We start from the raw sequence: 19006 nt of genomic DNA, 5'->3' as shown, positions 1-19006 counted from the left end.
TGGCTTGTTCAGTTTGACGGCTGGCGCTGGCGCAGCTGCCATTGGGCAAGCACCACCAGAAGAACCGAGGCGACGAGCACGATGGTGGCGATGGCGTTGATTTCCGGCGTCACGCCGCGCCGGATCGAGGCGAAGACATAGATCGGCAGCGTCGTCTGCGCGCCGGCGACGAAGAAGGCGACGATGAAATCGTCGAAGGAGAAGGTGAAGGCGAGCAGGAAACCGGCGACCACAGCCGGCATGATCTGCGGCAGCACGATCGAGCGAAACGTCGTCAGCGGCGTGGCGTAGAGATCGCTCGAGGCCTCGACCAGGTTGCGGTCGAGGCTGGCGAGACGCGTGCCGACGATTATCGTCACCAACGCCATCGAAAACAGGCCGTGGGCGGCGATGATCGATCCATAGCCGAGCGACAGGCGCGGCGGCTGGTCGTTTGGCCAGATCGAGGCGAGGAACGGGTTGAGCACGCCAAACAGCTGGACCAGCGCGACAAGCGTCGAGATGCCGATGACGACGCCGGGAACGACGATCGCGGCACCCATCAGCGCGTCGAAGACGGCGCGGGTTCTGAGCCCGACCCGCGCCAGGCCGAGTGCCGCCGCCGTGCCGCACACCGCCGCCAGAAGGGCGCTGGTGGTGGCGATGAACAGGCTGTTCTTCAACGCCTCGACCAGGAACGGGTTCGACAGCGCCGTGCCGTACCACTGCACCGAAAAGCCGGTGAACTCGCTGGCATGGCGGCCGGCGTTGAAGGAAAACAGCACGACCAACGCGATCGGCAGATAGAGGAAGGCGAAGACGGCTGTGACGAAGGCGCGCATCAGATCAGATCCACCCTGCGGGCGCCCGACACCCGTGTCGAAATGCGGTTTGCCGCGATCAGCACCACCACCGAAACCGCCACCAGCGTGATGGCGATGGCCGATCCGAACGGCCAGTTGCGCGACTGCAGGAACAGGTCGACCAGCGCATTGCCGATGAAGAACACCTTGCCGCCGCCAAGCAGCGTCGGGATCAGGTATTCTCCGAGCAGCAGGATCATGACCAGTGAGAAGCCGGTCATGACGCCCGGCAGCGACAGCTTCAGCGTCACCCCCAGAAAGGTTGAGAGCGGGGTCGCGCCGAGATCGGCGGAGGCTTCCAGCAGCCTTCGGTCGAGCCGCTCGAGACTGACATAGATCGGCAGGATCATCAGCGGCAGATAGCCATAGACGATGCCGAGCAGCACGGCGCCCGGCGTGTTGATCAGCCTGACATCCTCGATACCGACAAAGGCCAGCAGCGCGGGAATGCCGCGTCCGCCCAGAATGTACATCCAGGCATAGGTACGCATCAAAAGGCTGGTCCAGAACGGAATGACGACGAGCGCAAGCAGGATCAGCCGCCAGCGTTGCGGCGCCTTCAGGGCAAGGTAGTAGGCGACGGGGTAGGCGACGAGCAGGCAGGCAAGCGCGCCCACCGGCGCCAGCATCATGGTGTTCCAGAAGGCAGTCGCCCGCGCCGGGAGGTTGGCATATTGCGCCAGCGTGAAGGCGGCCTGGTAGCCGCCCTCCGGCGCCCGCTCGCCGACGCTGAACACGGCAATGGCGACGAACGGCAACACCAGAAACACCACCAGCCACGCTGTAGCCGGAGCGAGCAGCAGCGCTGTCAGGATGTTATACCGAAATCTGTTGCCGTGCATGGAAACCGCCCCGATGCCGGCGGACATAGGCCCACCGGTTTCCGTTTGCGTCAGGCCGGCCTCAAGCCGACTTGAAGCGCGCCATCAGCTCGGCGCGGCCGGGATCGGTCAGCGTCGCCGCCGCACCGAATTCCAGCGGTGTCAACAGGTCGGCCGCCGGATAGAGGATCGGATTGTCCAGCACTTCCTTGGGCAGCAGCTTGTTGACGCGTGCGTCGGTCGACGGCGCGCCGTTGGCCAGATGCTCCTTCACCGCGACCTCAGGGGTCATCAGATAGTTGAGCAAGGCATAGCCGGCCGGCTTGTTCGGCGCGTCCTTCGGGATGGCGTAGAAATCGGTCCAGATTTCGCCGCCCTCCTTGCCCAGCACATAGGCGATCTCCGGGATATCGCGATGCAGCTGTGCGCCGTCATTCGTCCAGCACATGGTCATCCAGGCGTCGCCCGCCCGCATGCCCGGCTGGTAGTCGGACGAGACCGCGAACAGATGCGGCTTGACCTTGAGCAGCAGCTCCTCGGCCTTGGCGAGTTCGTCCTGCTTCAGCGAGTTGAAGGAATAGCCGTGATATTTCAGCGCGTTGCCGATTGTGGTCAGCTGGTAGTCGTGGACCATGGTGCGGCCATCGCCCTCGGCCATGGCGACGTCCCAGAATTCCTTCCAGCTGGTCATCGGCTTGGCCAGCTTCTTGGTGTTGACGGCAAAGCCCGTGGTGCCCCAGTTCTTCGGCACCGCGTAGGTCGTGCCGTCGATCGTGCCTTCCGAGGTGAAGCGCGGGTCCTCCTGGGAGCTGTCGAAATTCGGCAGCTTGGCCATGTCGAGCGGATCGATGATGCCGAGTTTCTTGTAGGTCGAGATCGTGTAGTTGGTCGGCACGAACAGGCTCCAGCCCGAGGCGCCGGCCTGCAGCTTGGCCAGCATCTCCTCATTGGAGCCGAACACGTTGACCTCGACGGCGACGCCGGTGTCCTTCTTGAAATTCTCGAAGGTCTGCGGGTCGTGATAGTTCGGCCAGGTGGCGATCGACATGCGGTCGCCGAGGTTTTCGGCGGCGAAGGCCGGCGTCGGCATGATGCCGAGCTCGCGCGCCATCACCGCGGTTGCGATGCCAAGGCCGGTGAGGCGGAGGAAGTCGCGGCGGCCGATCGAGCCGCGCTTCAGGCGCATCAGCTGGTCGACGAAGTTCTCAGGGCTAATCGGCAGTCCGTCACGATATGATTTCGACATTTTTTGCTACCCTCTGGTTGGTCCCGTTGTTCTTGGTCTCCGGAAACGCCAGCGGCGTCCCGGAGGCAAAGCCGATGGCGACGGGTTCACCCGGCTTGAAGAGGTTGCCATGGCCGATCACATGGTCGGCCTTGGCCAGCAGCGTTCCGATGCCCTGCACCTCGATGGCGTATTCCGCCGTCGAGCCCAAGAAGATCCGGTTGCGCACGATGCCCTTGAAAGGGCTGCCTTTGGTGGCGCCGAGGCTTAGCGATTCAGGACGCAGGCTGACAGAAACGGTCTCGCCCTGCTGCAAGGCGGTTCGTTTGCGCGCGGCAATGACGGTTCCGTCCGCCAGCGCCACATTGACAAGATCGCCTGTATGCCCGGCAACCTTGCCGCTCAACAGATTGGTCTTTCCGACGAAGTCGGCGACGAACAGGTCGGCCGGCTCGTCATAGATCTCGCTCGGCTGGCCGAGTTGTACGATGCGGCCGCCATTCATGACGCAGACGAAGTCGCTCATCGACAGCGCTTCCTCCTGGTCGTGGGTGACCAGCACGAAGGTGATGCCGATCTCGCGCTGCAGGTTCTGCAACTCGATCTGCATATCGGTGCGCAGTTTCTTGTCGAGCGCCGCCAGCGGCTCGTCGAGCAACAGCACCGCCGGCTTGTTGACCAGTGCGCGCGCCAGCGCGACGCGCTGCTGCTGGCCGCCGGAGAGTTCGTGGATCTTGCGGCGGCCATAGCCGGCGAGCCGCACCATTTCGAGCGCCTCGCCGGCGCGCCGGCCGATTTCCTGCGACGACAGGCGTGGCCGTGCCTGGCGCAGCCCGTAGGACACATTGGCTTCCACATCGAGGTGCGGAAACAGCGCGTATTGCTGGAACACCATGTTGACCGGCCGACGATAGGGTGGCGTTCCGGCCATGTCCCGGCCACGGATGAACACCTGGCCTTCGCTCGGCTGCTCGAAGCCGCCGATCATGCGCAGGCATGTGGTCTTGCCGCAGCCGGACGGTCCGAGAAGGGCGACAAAGGCGGAGGGCGGCACAGCCAGATCGATGCCGCTGACAGCGGTCACGGCGCCATAGCGCTTGGTGACGCCGCGAAACTCGATGTCGGGCACTGCGGTCAAAGTGCTGGCTCCAGCAACAGGGCTATTTCAGGACGCTACCAGAGCCAATGGCGGCTAGTATATACCTCGCTGGTGGTATATCTGATCTATTTTCTCGTTTAAGGGGGTATATTTTGAGTGCGTCCCGCAGCGACGAATACAGCCGGCTCGCAGCCCTTGTCGCGGCGACACGGGAGACGAGCGGCGACCTGTTCGGCAAGGCAATGGTCGGCTGGTTGAGCCAGCATGTCGGCTTCGACCACTGCGTGATCTTCGGTTACCGCGGCGCCTCGCGACCGCCGCTGCTGTTCGAAACCTTCTCGCCGGCCGAGAGCCATGTCTTCGTCACGCTCTATCAGGAAGGACCTTATCTGCTCGACCCATTTCATCACGCGGCGGTGGAGCGCAAGGAGGGGTTCTGGCGCATGCGCGAACTGGCGCCCGACCGCTTCTATGCCAGCGAGTATTTTCGCACCTACTATAGCCAGACAAGGCTGGCCGAGGAGGTCGGCTTCTTCGTGCCGCTGCCCGGCAAGGATGCGCTGGTGCTGTCGCTGATGCGATTGCACGCCTCGGGTCCCTTCGGCACCGCCGATGCCAGGCTGCTGCGCGACATGGCGCCGGCGGTCATCAACTTCGCCCGGTTGCGCTGGCCCGCACTTGCGGCCGAGGAGCAGGACGAAGCGGAGCAGGGCGAGACGATCGCCGCCGTCAACGAGTTCGACCGCGCCCACATTTGGGAAAGCCTGTCGCTGACCCCGCGCGAAAAGCATGTCGTCGATCTGGTGCTGCAGGGGCATTCCACCGAGTCGATCGCAAGAGCCATGCGCATCGTGCCGGGAACGGTGAAGGTCCATCGCCGCAACATCCATCGCAAACTCGGCATCAAATCCCAGGCCGGGCTGTTCGCCCGCTTCATTGAGATCATCGAGAGCCGGCGTTGAAATCGCTGAGGCAGACATCGTTCACTTGCGGGCGACAGACTGCTACGGATTACCCGAAACCAGTCGCTTCCTCATACGCCCCGGAGAGCAGACGATGGCATTCAGGCGCAGAAAGAACACGGCCGCGATCCCTCGCACGGTGCCGGCTTTCGAGCACATCGTCACCGAGGCGAGCGACAGTTTCCTGTGGCGGCTCGACGACTATCCCTGGGAGCGCAATGTCTGGAATTTTCATCCGGAATACGAGATCCATCTCCTGAGGAAGTCTTCCGGGGTCGCGCTGGTCGGCGATCACATCGGCGAATTCGGGCCGGGCTACCTGAGCATCGTCGGCGGCGGGCTGCCGCATGACTGGGTGACATCGGTGCAACCCGGCGAGCTGATCGAAGGACGCGACATCGTGCTGCAATTCGATCCGCAGCGGCTGCGCGGCTCGGCGGGACTCCTGCCGGAGCTGCGCGAACTGGAACCGTTCCTGGAGCGATCGCTGCGCGGCTGGTCTTCCATGGCCGCGCCGCGCTCGAAGGCGCCGCGCTGATGGAACGGATGGGCACGGTGCACGGGCTCGCCCGGTTTTGCCTCTTCCTCGAACTGGTCGATTTGCTGGCCAGGACAGACGAATACGAGCTTTTGTCCTCGCCGGATTTCTCACCCGCGCTCGACGCAACCTCGCTGGACATCATCCAGCGCACGCTGACCTATCTCTTCCAGCACTTCGCCGAGGACCTGAAGCTGCCGGAGGCGGCGGAGCTGGCGGGGATGAGCGAAAGCACGTTTTCGCGCTTCTTCCAGAAAAACACCGGCAACAGTTTCAGCGACCACATCGCCAAGCTCCGGCTCTGGCAAGCCTGCAAGCTGCTGGCGGACACCGATATTCCGATCACCGACATCTGCTTCCAGGTCGGCTACATGAACATCTCCAACTTCAACCGCGCCTTCCTGCGCAAGCACCGGATGACGCCGTCATCCTACCGCAAGCTGTCGAAGCAGCGGATGACGATGCGCGCCTGAAAACCGGCCTTCCTCACTCCATCGGTACTCATGTGACAGAGGCCGTGCAGGCGGGCCGGATTTTGCAGCGCACAATGCATAAAAGTACAGGTCTGCTGCAACGGGCCTTCTAGCGCGGCCTTTAGCAACTCCTCATTTTGGCGATGGGTGGCTTGTCGCTCGGGCGATGGCGAGGATCGCGCAACCGAAGACTTCCGCTTCCTGCGACTGTTCCTGGAGGAGTAAATCAATGAAACCAATTCGGCTCGCTGCGAGCATAAGCGCAGCTTTCATGCTTACCACGACCCTCTCGACCATGGCGCTGGCGGCGCCGGTCTGCTCGGCGCCGGTCAAGGTGCTGGCGCAACCGCGTGACGGGCTGACGCTGCTGGAAGCGTCCAAGGACGAGTTCCAGAAACTGGCCGGCGCCAGCTTCCAGATCGACTATCTCAACGAGAACGACCGCCGGGCAAAATCGCGCGCCGATGCGTCCACGGTGGGCAACTACAACGTCTACTATGTCGACGAAGCCAATGTGGCGCTGTTCGCCTCGTCGAAATGGATCGTGCCGCTCACCGACTATTACCCGGCTGACTACGACTACGCCGATTTCGACCCGGGCCGGCAGAAGGTCGCCACCTATGACGGCAAGGTGTGGTTCGCGCCGCTGACCGGCGGCGGCGACCTGATGGTCTACCGCAAGGACATTCTGGAAGCCGCCGGCATCCAGCCGCCGAAGACGCTGGACGAGTTGATCGCCGACGTGCCGAAGCTGACCGATCCCGACAAGGGCATGTACGGCATCGCGCTGCGCGGCGCGCGTGGCTCGGGCGCCAATGTCTGGCGCTGGATGCCGTTCTTCAAGGCCTATGGCGGAAAATGGTTCGACGGTGACAAGCCGGCTTTCAACTCCGAGGCCGCGGTCAAAGCGACCGAGACCTATCTTAAACTGTTCAAGGCTTCAGCGCCCGGCACGCAGACCGGCAGCTGGGATGAATCGACCGGCGCCTTCCTGTCGGGCCAGGTTGCCATCTTGGTCGAATCGACGCCGCTGTCGGGCATGGCGGTCGACCCGAAGACCTCGCAAGTGGTCGGCAAGATCGGCTTCCTGCCGCCGCCCTCGCCACTGACCGGCGGCGGCTACGGCCACGGCCTCGCCATCGCCGCCAAGGCCAATGCCGATGACGCCGCGAAGCAATGCGCCGGCCTGTTCATCGCCTGGGCGACGTCGAAGGAGAACGAGAAGCGCCGGCTCGACGCGCACCAATTCGGCGAGCTCAACCGCACCAGCGTGCTGTCCAGCAAGGAGTTCGCCGACATCTATGGCGCCGATCTCGGCCAGGCGCTTGCGGATACCGGCAAGGTGACGGCGGTGAACTTCTGGCAGGATCCGCGCTGGCCGGATCTCGGCGACCGCTGGGGCATCATCCTGGAAGAGCTGGTCACCGGCACGCGCACCGACGTCAAGGGCGGCCTCGACGAACTCGAGGCCTACGCCAACGAGCTGGTGAAGAAGAAGTAATCCTCCCGCCCGCGGCGCGCGGTCCACGGCATTCGACTGGATGCCGGGACTGTGCGCCGCGGGTTCTCCCCAAAAAGGCACAGCCCGAGGATAGGCAATGCGCCGACGCTCTTCCCTGCCCGTGACGTTTCTGGTTCCGACGCTCGCCATTCTTCTGGTGCTGTCGATGGTGCCGACGCTGTACGCCATCGTCATTGCGCTGCAGAACCGCGAGCTGAGCTCGTCGGACTATTCCTGGGTCTGGCTGTCGAACTTCATCGACCTGTTCGCCGACCGGCGTTTCCTCAACGCGGTCTGGGTTTCGGTGAAGTGGGAAATCGTCACCGTGGTGGCGACGATGATGGTGGCGATCGGGCTCGGCGTGCTGATGTTCGAAGTAGCGTCGCCGCGGCTGCGCAACATCTACTGCCTGCTGTTCATCATCCCGGTGCTGTTGCCGCGTGTCTCGGCGGCCTTCGTGTGGAAGTTTGCCTATCATCCGCTCTACGGCATCGCCACCTATCCCTACAGGCTGATCACCGGCGGGCTGATCTTCGACCCGCTGTCGAAGCCGTCGACGGCCCTGTTTGCCGTCGCCTCGGTCGATGTCTGGCAGTGGGGACTGTTCTTCGCGGTCATCGTGCTGAAGCTTCTGGAGACCTTGCCGCCGCAGCCGATCGAAGCGGCGCGGCTCGACCACGCCAAACGCTGGCAGATCCATGCCTATGTGACCTTGCCTATGCTGAAGGCGCCGCTGATCAGCCTGATGTTCGTCAAAATGATCGAATCGCTGCGCTCCTTCGACCTGATTTATGTGATGACGCGCGGCGGGCCGGGCGTGGCGACCGAGACGCTCGACATGTACGCCTTCTCGCAAGGCTTCATCGAATCCGGCAAGGTGTCCTATGCCTCGGCCATGGCGGTGCTGATGATGATCGCGACCGTCATCACCTTCACCATGCTGTGGAAGCGGGTGCAGGCATGAGGCCGTATCGCATGAGACCGGGGCGCCTCATCGGCAAGATCATCCTGGCCTTCGCCGGCTTCATGGCGGTGTTTCCGCTCGCCTGGACGGCGGTCAATTCGCTGAAGAACAATGTCGACATCATCACCCGCGTGCCGCGCCTGGTGTTTACCCCGACCTTCGACAATATCAGCTACATCATCGGCCGCGACAGCGTAATGACCGGTCTCTATAACTCGGTCATTTCCTGCGGCGTCGCCGTGCTGATCGGCGTCATGCTCGGCCTTCCGGCAGCCTATGCGGTGGCGCGCTATCCCAATCGCTTCGCTGGCGACATCCAGTTCTTCGTGTTGTCGCTGCGCTTCCTGCCCCCGGTGGCAGTCGCCATTCCGCTGATGGTGATCTGGCTGCAGATCGGGCTCTACGACACCTTGCCGGCGCTGATCGTCACCTATTCGCTGCTCACCATCTCGGTGATCATGTGGCTCGCCATTCCCGCCTTCCAGGCCGTGCCTAAGGAAATCGAGGAAGCCGCTTTCCTCGACGGCTACGGCGCTTACTCGGTGTTCTGGCGCATTGCGCTGCCGGTAGCGGCGCGCTCGCTGATCGGCGCCGTCGCCTTCAGCTTCGTGCTGGTGTGGAACGAATTCCTGATCGCGCTGATGCTGTCCAGTTCCAACGCCAAGACATTGCCGATCGTCGCTTCCGAACTTTCACAGCAAGGCATGAACGTGCCGTGGGGAATCCTCAACGCCTCGGTCGTGCTGTTGTCGCTACCGCCGCTGCTGTTCCTGGGCGTGCTCAGCGGCTTCCTGAATTCCGTTTTCCGGCAAAAAAAGACTTGATGCGAGGACTTACCTATGCGGGCACTGGTGCTTGAGAAAAAAGGCGAACTGTCGCTGCGCGAGATCGCGCTGCCGCTCGACGTCGGACCGGGCGATGTCAAGATCGCCATCCACACGGTCGGCGTCTGCGGCAGCGACGTGCACTATTACACCCATGGCGCCATCGGCAGCTATGTCGTGCGGGCCCCGATGGTGCTCGGCCACGAAGCCGCGGGAACGATCGTCGAGATCGGCGCCAATGTCGGCACGCTGAAGGTCGGCGACCGCGTCTGCATGGAGCCGGGCGTGCCGAACCTGTCGTCGCGCGCGACGAGGCTCGGCATCTACAATGTCGACCCTGACGTCTCCTTCTGGGCGACGCCGCCTGTGCATGGCGTGCTGGCGCCCTATGCCGTGCACCCGGCCGCCTTCACCTACAGACTGCCGGACAATGTCACCTTCGCCGAAGGCGCGATGGTCGAACCCTTTGCCATCGGCATGCAGGCGGCGAGCCGCGCCCGCATCGTGCCGGGCGACGTCGCCGTCGTCGTCGGCTGCGGCCCGATCGGCATCATGATCGCGCTGGCGGCGCTGGCCGGCGGCTGCTCGAAGGTGCTGATCTCCGATTTTTCCGCACCCAAGCTCAAGATTGCCGCGCAATATCCCGGCATCGTGCCGGTCAATATCGGCGACCAATCGCTGGTCGACGCAGTCTCCGCCGCGACCGACAATTGGGGCGCGGATATCGTGTTCGAGGCGAGCGGCAGCCCGAAGGCATTCGCCGACCTGTTCGATGTCGTGCGGCCGGGCGGCGCGGTGGTGCTGGTCGGACTGCCGGTCGAACCGGTCACTCTCAACGTTCCGGCGGCGATCTCCAAGGAAGTGCGCATCGAGACGGTGTTCCGTTACGCCAACATCTTCGACCGCGCGCTGCAGCTGATCGCCTCGGGGAAGGTCGACCTCAAGCCGCTGATCACCGGCACTTATGATTTCTCGGACAGCATCGAGGCCTTCGAGCGGGCGGCGCAAGGCAAGCCGCAAGACGTCAAGCTGCAAATCCTTCTTACCGGCGAGAAGGGCTGACCATGTCCGCGATCGTTTGCTCCCATGTCGACAAGGCTTACGGCGCCACCACCGTCATCCGCGACCTCAATCTCTCGATCGAGGAGCACGAATTCGTCGTATTCCTCGGCCCGTCCGGCTGCGGCAAGTCGACCTTGCTCAGGATGCTGGCCGGACTGGAGGATATCAGCGGCGGGGAAGTGTCGATCGGCGGCAAAGTGGTCAACGATCTCGAGCCCGGCGAGCGCGGCATTGCCATGGTTTTCCAGAACTATGCGCTCTACCCGCATATGACGATCTTCGACAACATCGCCTTTGGGCTCAAGCGACAGAAAGTGCCCCCGGCCGAGATCCGGAAGCGGGTCGAGGCGGTGGCAACGACGCTCGGCCTCGAACCTTACCTCGCCCGCAAGCCGACCGAACTTTCCGGCGGCCAGCAGCAGCGCGTGGCGATTGCGCGCGCCATGATCAAGACGCCGAAAGTGTTCCTGTTCGACGAGCCGCTGTCCAATCTCGATGCCAAGCTGCGCAACCACATGCGGGTCGAAATCGCCCGCCTGCACCAGTTGCTGAAGACCACTACCGTCTATGTCACCCACGACCAGCTCGAAGCGATGACGCTGGCCGACCGGATAGTGCTGCTCAGGGATGGCGTTATCGAACAGATCGGCTCGCCTGCGGAGATCTATCGCCAGCCGGGCAATCTGTTCGTCGCCGGCTTCATCGGTACGCCGAACATGAATTTCATCGACGTGGCCGTCGGGCGGAAGGACGAACGCTGGACGCTGACAGGCGGCGGCTCGAGCTTCTCCATAGAAGGCTCGGGCTTCGATCTACGCGGCGTCCGGCGCGCCGTGCTTGGAATCCGACCGCCGGACCTGAAGACCGCCGGCGCTCAGAGCATCAATCTTCTGCAAGGCACCGCCGACCTCATCGAGTTCCATGGCAATGACGCGCTGGTGACGTTCGCCTGCGGCGGCAAGGAGGCCGGCGCATTGGTATCGGCCCGCGAATGCCCGGCGTTGCGCGCGCCTGTGCGCTACACATTCGAGGAGGAGAGCGTGCATCTGTTCGACGCGGCGACCGGCGCATCCTTGCGCCGGCGAGAGGAGGCCTAGATTTGGTACGCAATTCCGGACGGAAAACCGTTTCACGCTTTTCCTGGAATTGCTCTAGCTGATGGCGTCGAGCTCCTGCCGCTGGCGGTGCATTTCGAGGAAGACCTTGTAGTCGCGGTCAAAGCGGCCTGAAGCGGCCGGGTTCGAAGCGCGGGTTCTGCCGCCTTGCTGCATGGCGACGCAAGCGGCATTCAGGTCCGGGAACAGACCGGCCGCGGTGGCGGCGACCATGCCGGTGCCGAGCAGAACGGCTTCGTCGGCCAGCGGCTCGATCACCGCGCAGCCGGTGGCGTCGGCATAGAGCTCCATCAGCAACGGGTTCTTGGTGTGGCCGCCGGTGACATGCAGCGTGTCTATGAGATAGCCGTTCTCGTTCAGCGCCTCCAGCACATGGCGCACGCCGAGCGCGATGCCGACGGCGGTGCGCCAATACAGCTTGCACAGGCTGTCGAAGGAGGAATCCAGCGTCAGCCCGCTGACCACGCCGACCGCATGCGGATCGGCAAGCGGCGAGCGGTTGCCATGGAAATCCGGCAGCACATGCAGCCTTGCCGCCAGCTTGTCACCTTCGGTGCTGCGCAGTTCGGCGACGCGCCTGGCGATTTTTGCATGCATGGCCGCGTCCGGCTCGCCGCCGGCGCCGTGCCAGCGGATGATATGGTCGAGCAGCGCACCGGTCGCCGACTGGCCGCCTTCCGACAGCCAGAGTTTTGGCAGTGCGGCGCCATAGTATGGACCCCAGACGCCGGCGAAAGGCTGCGGGTCGGGCGACATCGCCATGACGCAGGACGAGGTTCCGGCGATCAATGCCAGATGGCGGCCGATATTCTGCTCGTCGCCAGCAAAGCCGCCGAGCACGCCAAGCGCGCCGGCATAGGCATCGATGACGCCGGCGCCGACCCGACAGTTTTCGCTCAAGCCCAACTCCGCCGCCGCTTCAGGGGTGAGCGTGCCGATGTCTGCGCCGACAGCACTTGCCTTCTCCGGCAGGCTGCCGTGTTCGAACAGATCGCCAAGCCCGACCCTGTCGAAGAAGTCACGGCGCCAGCCGGTTTCCTCATGCGCCAGATAGGTCCATTTGGCGGTCAGCGTGCATTGCGAGCGCGCCAGCGACCCGGTCGCCTTCCAGGTCAGGAAATCGGTGAGGTCGAATAGGTAGCCGGCTTCATGCCAAGTTCCCGGCAGATTGCGCTTCAGCCACATCAGCTTCGGCGTCGCCATTTCCGGCGACATGACGCCACCGATATAGTCGAGTACGGCGTGGCCGCTATCGGTGCATTCATCTGCCTCGGCGATGGCGCGATGGTCGAGCCAGACGATGGTGTCCCAGCGCCGTTCGCCCGTCACCGAGACGCTGAGCTGGCCGGCATTCCTGTCCAGCACCACCAGCGAGCAGGTGGCGTCGAACGACATGCCGACAATATCGTCGGCTGACACACCGGCCTTTTCGCGCGCGGCACGCACCGCGATGCACACAGCCGACCAGATATCCTGCGAATTGTGCTCGGCGTGATCGGCCTGCGGCTGGTTCATGACGATCGGATGCTCGGCGCGGCCGAGCAAGGTGCCTGACGTGTCGAGAATGCCCGCGCGGGCGCTCCCGGTGCCGACATCGACCGCGCAAACGAAGCTTTTCGTCAAGATGCTTTTACTCTCGCTCCCTAGAGCCGGATGATTTCAGGTCTGTTCGACCTGAAATCTGAATCCGTCTCTAAATCAAAGAAGTAGAGCATGATGTCGTCCGAAAACCGCTTCACACTTTTCGGCATCATGCTCTAGCCTGCAATCAGATCGGGCAATTGCAGCATGTCCGCGAATATAAAGTCCGGTTCACTCGACGCAAGCCGCGCTTTCAAGGCCGGGTTGCCGGCGTGCGAACCGCCGGTGAAAGCAAAGACGCGCATGCCGGCCGCACGCGCCGCCGCGATGCCGGCAGGGCTGTCCTCGATTACGATGCAATTACCGGGATGCGCGCCCATGGCAGCGGCGGCATGGAGAAAAAGATCCGGCGCCGGCTTGCCGCGCGCGACCATGGCAGCGCTGAACAGATGGGGCTCGAGCAGGCCGAGCAGGCCGGTAACGTCGAGCGCATAGCGAATGCGGTCGAGCGTGCCGGAGGAAGCGACGCAGCAGGGCACGCCCAGCCTCGGCAGGATGTCGCTGATGCCGGGAATCGGCTTCAGCTCCTCGCGGAATTTGCGCATCAGCTCGACGCGCATATCGGTCAGATGCACGTCGGTGATGTCGATGGTGAAATCGCGAAGAAGTATCTCGCGCACGCTCTTCATGCTCTTGCCGAGGAAATGCTCGTAGGCCGCATCCTCGCTGACCGAGCCCCCGGCGGCAGAGATCATGCCGAGCAGAGCCGAAACCGACAGCGCCTCGCTGTCGACCAGCACGCCGTCACAGTCGAAGATGACCAGTTCGGGCGTCATTGCGGCTGGCGTCAGAGCTTGCCGGAGATGTAGCGCGTCAGCGTCGCGCGCGTGCCATTCGCCCACAAGACGTTGAGCGCATGGGCAAAGGCCTCGGCGAACGCCGCCGAGCGGCCGACATCGCCATAGATGTCCTCCATCGCAAGCCAGGCGCCGGGCGCATCCTTCGCCGCCTTGGCGGTTGCCTGCAGCCGGTCCCAGCTCGGGTCGTTGGCTTCGATGTCGGCGCCGCTGTCGGTGGTGCCGAAGCAATAGCGGCACCACAGCGCCGATTCCAGCGCGAGACCCGCAACGCTCTTCCCGGCTTTCAGCCGGTCGGCGATGGTCGGGATGATGAATTTCGGCTGCCGGTTGGAACCGTCGAGGCAAAGCCGGCGGATGGTGTCGCCGATCTTGGGGTTGGAAAAGCGGTGCTCGATGAGCTGGTAATAATCCTCCAGCACGGTGTCCGGCACCGGCGGCACGGTCGGGATGATCTCGTCATGCTCGAGCTTGGCGAGGAAGCCGCGCACCAGCGGCTCCTGCATCGCCTCATGGACGAAATGGATGTCCATCAACCCTGCGGGATAAGCGATCGTGGCATGACCGCCATTGAGGATGCGGATCTTCATCAGTTCATAGGGCGCGACATCCCTCACGAATTGCACACCGACCTTTTCCAGCGGCGGGCGGCCGTCGGTGAAATGATCCTCCAGCACCCATTGCTTGAACGGCTCGCAGAACACCGGCCAGTTGTCCTCGAGGCCGAACTCGGTGGCGAGAATACCGCGCTCGCGGTCGGAGGTGGCGGGGGTGATGCGGTCGACCATGCCGTTGGGAAAGGCGACATTGTCGCTGACCCAGTTTGCCAGATCCTCGTCGATCAGCCGGGCGAGGCCGATGACGCCATCCGAGGTGACATGGCCATTGTGAGGGATGTTGTCGCAGGACATGACGGTGAACGGCACGATGCCGTCGGCCCGGCGGCGCATCAGGCCCGCAAGGATGAGGCCGAACACCGTCTTCGGCGTCGTGCCTGCCTGTGCGTCGGCGACGATGTCGGGGTGGGTCGGGTTGAACTTGCCGGAGGCCGGATCGATGAAATAACCGCCTTCCGTGATGGTCAGCGAGACGATCTTGATCGCCGGATCGGCGAGCTGGTCGATGATGGCATCGGCATCGCCGGGCGTCAGGAAGTCGATCATGACGCCGGTGACGCGGGCGCTCATATGGTCGAAATCCTGCTCGACCACGGTGGTCAGCCAGTCCTGCTCCTGCAGCTTGGAACGGCCGATTTTTTCGCCCTCGAAGACCCCGGCGCCGACCAGCGCCCAGTCATGGCCGATGCCTGCATTGAAGAGATCGTCGAGATAGACCGCCTGATGCGAGCGATGGAAATTGCCGACGCCGAAATGCACGATACCGGGTTTGAGCGCAGCGCGGTCGTATTTCGGACCGGCGACCTTGGCGGGGAGTTCCGAGAGGATCGAGGAGGAGAGTTTCACGGTCATTTTTCTACCCTTTTGGCCGGGCTGCGGCCTGCGTGATCCCGGCCCATCAACTCATCCATTGGCCGCCATCGACATTGTAGGTCTGGGCGACGATGTATTCGGCGTCGTCGCTGGCCAGGAACACCGCCATGCCGGTCAGGTCCTCCGGCTTGCCCATGCGGCCATAGGGCACGCCCTCGCCGACCAGCCGCTTCTTCTCGCCCTTCGCCCGGTTCTCATATTTGGCGAACAGCGCATCGACCTCATCCCACATGTCGCTGTCGACGACGCCGGGCGCGATGCCATTGACGTTGATGCGGTGCTTGATCAGATCGAGCCCGGCGGACTGGGTCAGCGAAATCACCGCGGCCTTGGTGGCGCAATAGACGGCGACCAGCGGCTCGCCGCGCCGTCCTGCCTGGCTGGCGATGTTGATGATCTTGCCGCCCTTGCCCCTTGCGATCATCGAACGCGCCGCTGCCTGCAGCATGAACAAGGTGCCGGCGACGTTGACGGAGAACAGGTTGTCGTAGCTTGCTCTGGTGATCTCGACGATCGGCGCCAGGTCGAACAAGGCAGCGTTGTTGATCAGGATGTCGAGGCCGCCGGTCTTTGTTTCGACCGCATTGACCGCCGCCTGGATCGAAGCGAGGTCGCTGACGTCGAGCCTGACCGGATAGGCGTTGGCGCCGATCTCGGAGGCTGTCTTTTCGGCAGCCGCCAGATTGATATCGGCAATGGCGACGGTCGCACCCTCACGCACATAAGCTTCGGCGAAGGCCTTGCCGATGCCGCGTGCTGATCCGGTGACCAGCGCCGATTTGCCTTTCAGCCTCACTGCGTCAGCGCCTTTCCGTCGGGGCCGAAGCGATGCATGCGGACCTTGTCCGGCGTCAAATAGATGGTGTCGCCATGGCGTACGGCCAGTTCGCCATCGGCGCGTACCGTCAGCGGACCGACGCCGTCGGCCTGGACATGCAGGAAGGTGTCGGAGCCCAGATGCTCGGCGACGCCGACAAGGGCTTTCCAGTCACCCGCCGTGGTCGATATCCCCATATGCTCGGGACGGATGCCGATGGTCTTGGCGTTGTATTTGGCCGCCGGCGCACCTTCGATCAGGTTCATTTTCGGCGAACCGATGAAGCCCGCCACGAACAGGTTCTTCGGCGACTTGTAGAGTTCCATCGGCGAGCCGACCTGTTCGATGTTGCCGGCGTTGAGCACGACGATCTTGTCGGCCATGGTCATGGCCTCGATCTGGTCGTGGGTGACGTAGACCATCGTCGTCTTGAGCTGGTGGTGCAGCTCGCTGATTTCGAGCCGCATGGTGCCGCGCAGTGCGGCATCGAGGTTGGACAGCGGCTCGTCGAACAGGAAGGCCGAGGGCTGGCGCACGATGGCGCGGCCGATGGCGACGCGTTGCCGCTGGCCGCCGGAGAGCTGGCCCGGCCGGCGTTCGAGATAGTTGGTGAGGTTGAGGACCCGGGCTGCGTCCTTCACCTTCTTGTCGATCGTCGCCACATCCTCGCCCGCCATCTTCAGCGGGAAGCCGATGTTCTTGGCCACCGTCATATGCGGATAGAGCGCATAGGACTGGAATACCATGGCCAGCTTGCGCTTGGCCGGCGCCTCGCCGGTGACGTCACGGCCATCGATGTTGATGGTGCCCCCGCTGGTGTCCTCGAGCCCGGCGATGAGGCGCAGCAACGTGGACTTGCCGCAACCCGACGGCCCGACGAAGACGACGAACTCGCCATTCTCGATGACCAGGTCGAGGCCTGGAATGATGACCGTCGATCCGAAATGCTTGGAGACGTTCTTGAGCGTGATGTTTCCCATGGTTTCCTCCCCGAGGGGTTATTTGGCCGGATTGCTTCAGGCAACGTCCGTTATTTTACCGCGCCGAATGTCAGGCCGCGCACCAGCTGCTTCTGGCTGAACCAGCCCATGATCAGGATGGGGGCGATGGCCAGCGTCGAGGCCGCCGAAAGCTTGGCCCAGAACAGGCCTTGCGGGCTTGAGAACGAACTGATGAAGGCCGTCAGCGGCGCCGCCTCGGTGGTGGTCAGGCGGATGGTCCAGAACGCTTCGTTCCACGCCAGGATGATGTTGAGCAGCATGGTCGATGCGATGCCCGGCACGGCCATGGGGGTCAGCACATAGACGATCTCGCCCCACAGGGTGGCGCCGTCCATGCGTGCCGCCTCCAGGATTTCGCCGGGGATTTCGCGGAAGTAGGTGTAGAGCATCCAGATCACGATCGGCAGGTTGATCAGCATCAGCATGATCATCAGGCCGATGCGGCTGTCGAGCAGTCCGGCATCGCGGAAGATGAGGTAGATCGGGAACAGCACGGCAACCGCCGGCATCATCTTGGTCGAGAGCATCCACATCAGGATGTCCTTGGTCCACTTGCCCGGCGAGAAGGCCATCGACCAGGCGGCCGGAACCGCGACGATCAGGGCCAGGATGGTCGAGCCGACCGAGAGCAGCACCGAGTTGAAGAAGAACTTGAAGTAGCCGCTCTGCGCCTGGACCTCGGTATAGCTCTCGAACGTCCCCGACGGGATCAGCGCGAAGCCCTGGATGGCCTCCTGCTCCGACTTGAACGAGGTGATGATCGTGTAGAGGATCGGGAAGAAGATCAGCAGCGCGACGATCCAGGCGGCGCCTGTCGCAATGACCTTGTGTTGGGTGGTGACTGCACGTGCCATCGTATCCTCCCTTACTTGTCCAGGTTCTTGCCGACCGCGCGCATGGCGAAGAAGGCGACGATGTTGGCGAGAATGACGGCGATGACACCGCCGGCCGATGCCTGGCCGATTTTGAACTCCAGCAATGCCTTCTGGTAGACGAGGAAGGGCAGGTTGGTGGAGGCATAGCCGGGTCCGCCATTGGTGGTGACCAGGATTTCGGCATAGACCGACAGCAGGAAGATGGTCTGGATCAGGATGACGACGGTGATGGCGCGCGACATGTGCGGCAGCGTCAGATAGATGAAGCGGCTGACGAAGCCGGCGCCGTCCATCTCGGCGGCTTCCTTCTGCTCGCCGTCGAGCGACTGCAGGGCGGTCAAAAGGATCAGCGTTGCGAAGGGCAGCCATTGCCAGGCGACGATGATGATGATGGCCAGCATCGGGTGCTGCCCGAACCAGTCGATTGGCTGGGCGCCGAAGAAGCGCGCAATGTCGGCAAAGACGCCGTATTGCGGGTGCATGATCATGTTCTTCCAGACAAGTGCAGCCACCGGCGGCATGACGAAGAACGGAGAGATGACGAGGATGCGGACGATCCCCTGTCCCCACATCGGCTGATCGATCAACAGCGCCAGCATGATGCCTCCGATGACGGTGATCAGCAGCACGCTGCCCACCAGGACCAGCGTGTTGAGGATCGACTGCAGGAATGCCGGGTTGGAATAGAACAGCGAGTAATTCGAGAACCAGACAAACCCGTCGCGGATCGGATTGAGCGGATTGTACTGCTGGAAGGAGAACCAGATCGTGAGTGCCAGCGGCACGATCATCCAGACGAACAGCAGCACCACGGATGGCGCCAACATAAAGCGGGCAAGCGAACGGGTCTGCTGAGTAGCCATGACGGTCACCCTTCACTAGTCGGACTGAATTTTCACAGCGGGGAAAAAGCGGCCGCCCGAACTGGGACTCGGGCGGCCATCGCCGGTCAGGAGGCG

The 19006-nt window shown here is 63.2% G+C and carries 17 protein-coding genes and 1 pseudogene; 7 read left to right on the top strand and 11 right to left on the bottom strand.

Annotated elements, in window-relative coordinates; translation table 11 throughout:
- Positions 1-8: 8 nt before the first annotated feature.
- From NKI15_RS02320 to NKI15_RS02305, 4 genes are read right to left on the bottom strand one after another with little or no spacing between them, the layout of a single operon-like run.
- Entirely contained in the window at positions 9-821 is an 813-nt protein-coding gene (locus NKI15_RS02320) for an ABC transporter permease (RefSeq protein ID WP_023725981.1), read from the bottom strand.
- Positions 821-1711, bottom strand: coding sequence for an ABC transporter permease (locus NKI15_RS02315; protein WP_196813865.1), 891 nt, complete (start codon positions 1709-1711; stop codon positions 821-823). Before NKI15_RS02315 ends, NKI15_RS02320 begins: the two co-directional genes overlap by 1 nt.
- A 34-nt stretch (positions 1712-1745) precedes the next feature.
- On the bottom strand, positions 1746-2909 hold the full coding sequence (locus NKI15_RS02310) for an ABC transporter substrate-binding protein (protein WP_023711362.1): 1164 nt from the start codon (positions 2907-2909) through the stop codon (positions 1746-1748).
- Positions 2890-4026, bottom strand: coding sequence for an ABC transporter ATP-binding protein (locus tag NKI15_RS02305; RefSeq protein WP_023700452.1), 1137 nt, complete (start codon positions 4024-4026; stop codon positions 2890-2892). The genes NKI15_RS02310 and NKI15_RS02305 overlap by 20 nt, the downstream gene beginning before the upstream one ends.
- A 113-nt stretch (positions 4027-4139) precedes the next feature.
- Here NKI15_RS02305 and NKI15_RS02300 point away from each other — a divergent pair, with 113 nt between their 5' ends.
- The 7 genes and pseudogenes from NKI15_RS02300 (at position 4140) to NKI15_RS02270 (ending at position 11408) form a co-directional block, all read left to right on the top strand.
- Positions 4140-4949, top strand: a complete 810-nt coding sequence (locus NKI15_RS02300; protein ID WP_023693096.1) for a helix-turn-helix transcriptional regulator — start codon at positions 4140-4142, stop codon at positions 4947-4949.
- A 94-nt stretch (positions 4950-5043) separates the two neighbouring features.
- Positions 5044-5960: pseudogene (locus NKI15_RS02295) on the top strand (AraC family transcriptional regulator).
- Between the two features lie 229 nt (positions 5961-6189).
- Positions 6190-7461 (top strand): ABC transporter substrate-binding protein, encoded by a 1272-nt coding sequence (locus NKI15_RS02290; RefSeq protein ID WP_023739709.1) that lies wholly within the window; start codon positions 6190-6192, stop codon positions 7459-7461.
- Between the two features lie 97 nt (positions 7462-7558).
- A complete protein-coding gene (locus tag NKI15_RS02285; protein WP_023683583.1) occupies positions 7559-8425 on the top strand; it encodes a carbohydrate ABC transporter permease in 867 nt (288 codons plus the stop codon).
- A gap of 11 nt (positions 8426-8436) precedes the next feature.
- Positions 8437-9249 carry a carbohydrate ABC transporter permease gene (locus NKI15_RS02280; protein WP_023689174.1) on the top strand — a complete coding sequence of 271 codons (813 nt, stop codon included), beginning with the start codon at positions 8437-8439 and terminating at the stop codon, positions 9247-9249.
- 15 nt (positions 9250-9264) lie between these two features.
- The gene (locus tag NKI15_RS02275) at positions 9265-10311 is read left to right on the top strand and encodes an NAD(P)-dependent alcohol dehydrogenase (protein ID WP_352515098.1); all 1047 of its coding nucleotides are present in this window, start codon (positions 9265-9267) and stop codon (positions 10309-10311) included.
- 2 nt (positions 10312-10313) lie between these two features.
- Positions 10314-11408, top strand: coding sequence for an ABC transporter ATP-binding protein (locus tag NKI15_RS02270; protein ID WP_023739711.1), 1095 nt, complete (start codon positions 10314-10316; stop codon positions 11406-11408).
- Between the two features lie 54 nt (positions 11409-11462).
- On the opposite strand, the gene NKI15_RS02265 is transcribed toward NKI15_RS02270, so the two are convergent.
- The 7 genes from NKI15_RS02265 to NKI15_RS02235 form a co-directional block, all read right to left on the bottom strand.
- Positions 11463-13049, bottom strand: a complete 1587-nt coding sequence (locus NKI15_RS02265; RefSeq protein WP_023736918.1) for an FGGY-family carbohydrate kinase — start codon at positions 13047-13049, stop codon at positions 11463-11465.
- A gap of 134 nt (positions 13050-13183) precedes the next feature.
- Complete coding sequence (locus tag NKI15_RS02260) at positions 13184-13843, bottom strand: HAD family hydrolase (RefSeq protein WP_023689170.1); 660 nt, start codon at positions 13841-13843, stop codon at positions 13184-13186.
- A gap of 11 nt (positions 13844-13854) precedes the next feature.
- The gene (locus tag NKI15_RS02255; RefSeq protein WP_023739712.1) at positions 13855-15333 is read right to left on the bottom strand and encodes a mannitol dehydrogenase family protein; all 1479 of its coding nucleotides are present in this window, start codon (positions 15331-15333) and stop codon (positions 13855-13857) included.
- A gap of 46 nt (positions 15334-15379) precedes the next feature.
- On the bottom strand, positions 15380-16150 hold the full coding sequence (locus NKI15_RS02250) for an L-iditol 2-dehydrogenase (RefSeq protein WP_023739713.1): 771 nt from the start codon (positions 16148-16150) through the stop codon (positions 15380-15382).
- Complete coding sequence (locus tag NKI15_RS02245) at positions 16147-17151, bottom strand: ABC transporter ATP-binding protein (RefSeq protein WP_023689168.1); 1005 nt, start codon at positions 17149-17151, stop codon at positions 16147-16149. The genes NKI15_RS02250 and NKI15_RS02245 overlap by 4 nt, the downstream gene beginning before the upstream one ends.
- Positions 17152-17201: 50 nt before the next feature.
- Positions 17202-18026: a carbohydrate ABC transporter permease gene (locus NKI15_RS02240; protein ID WP_023671250.1), complete on the bottom strand. Its 825-nt coding sequence runs from the start codon at positions 18024-18026 to the stop codon at positions 17202-17204.
- An 11-nt stretch (positions 18027-18037) separates the two neighbouring features.
- Positions 18038-18910, bottom strand: coding sequence for a carbohydrate ABC transporter permease (locus NKI15_RS02235; RefSeq protein ID WP_023671249.1), 873 nt, complete (start codon positions 18908-18910; stop codon positions 18038-18040).
- Between the last annotated feature and the right edge of the window lie 96 nt (positions 18911-19006).

This window comes from Mesorhizobium sp. M0862, from assembly GCF_040319795.1.
Taxonomy (GTDB): Bacteria; Pseudomonadota; Alphaproteobacteria; order Rhizobiales; family Rhizobiaceae; genus Mesorhizobium.
This window is presented reverse-complemented; position numbering and strand designations above follow the sequence as displayed.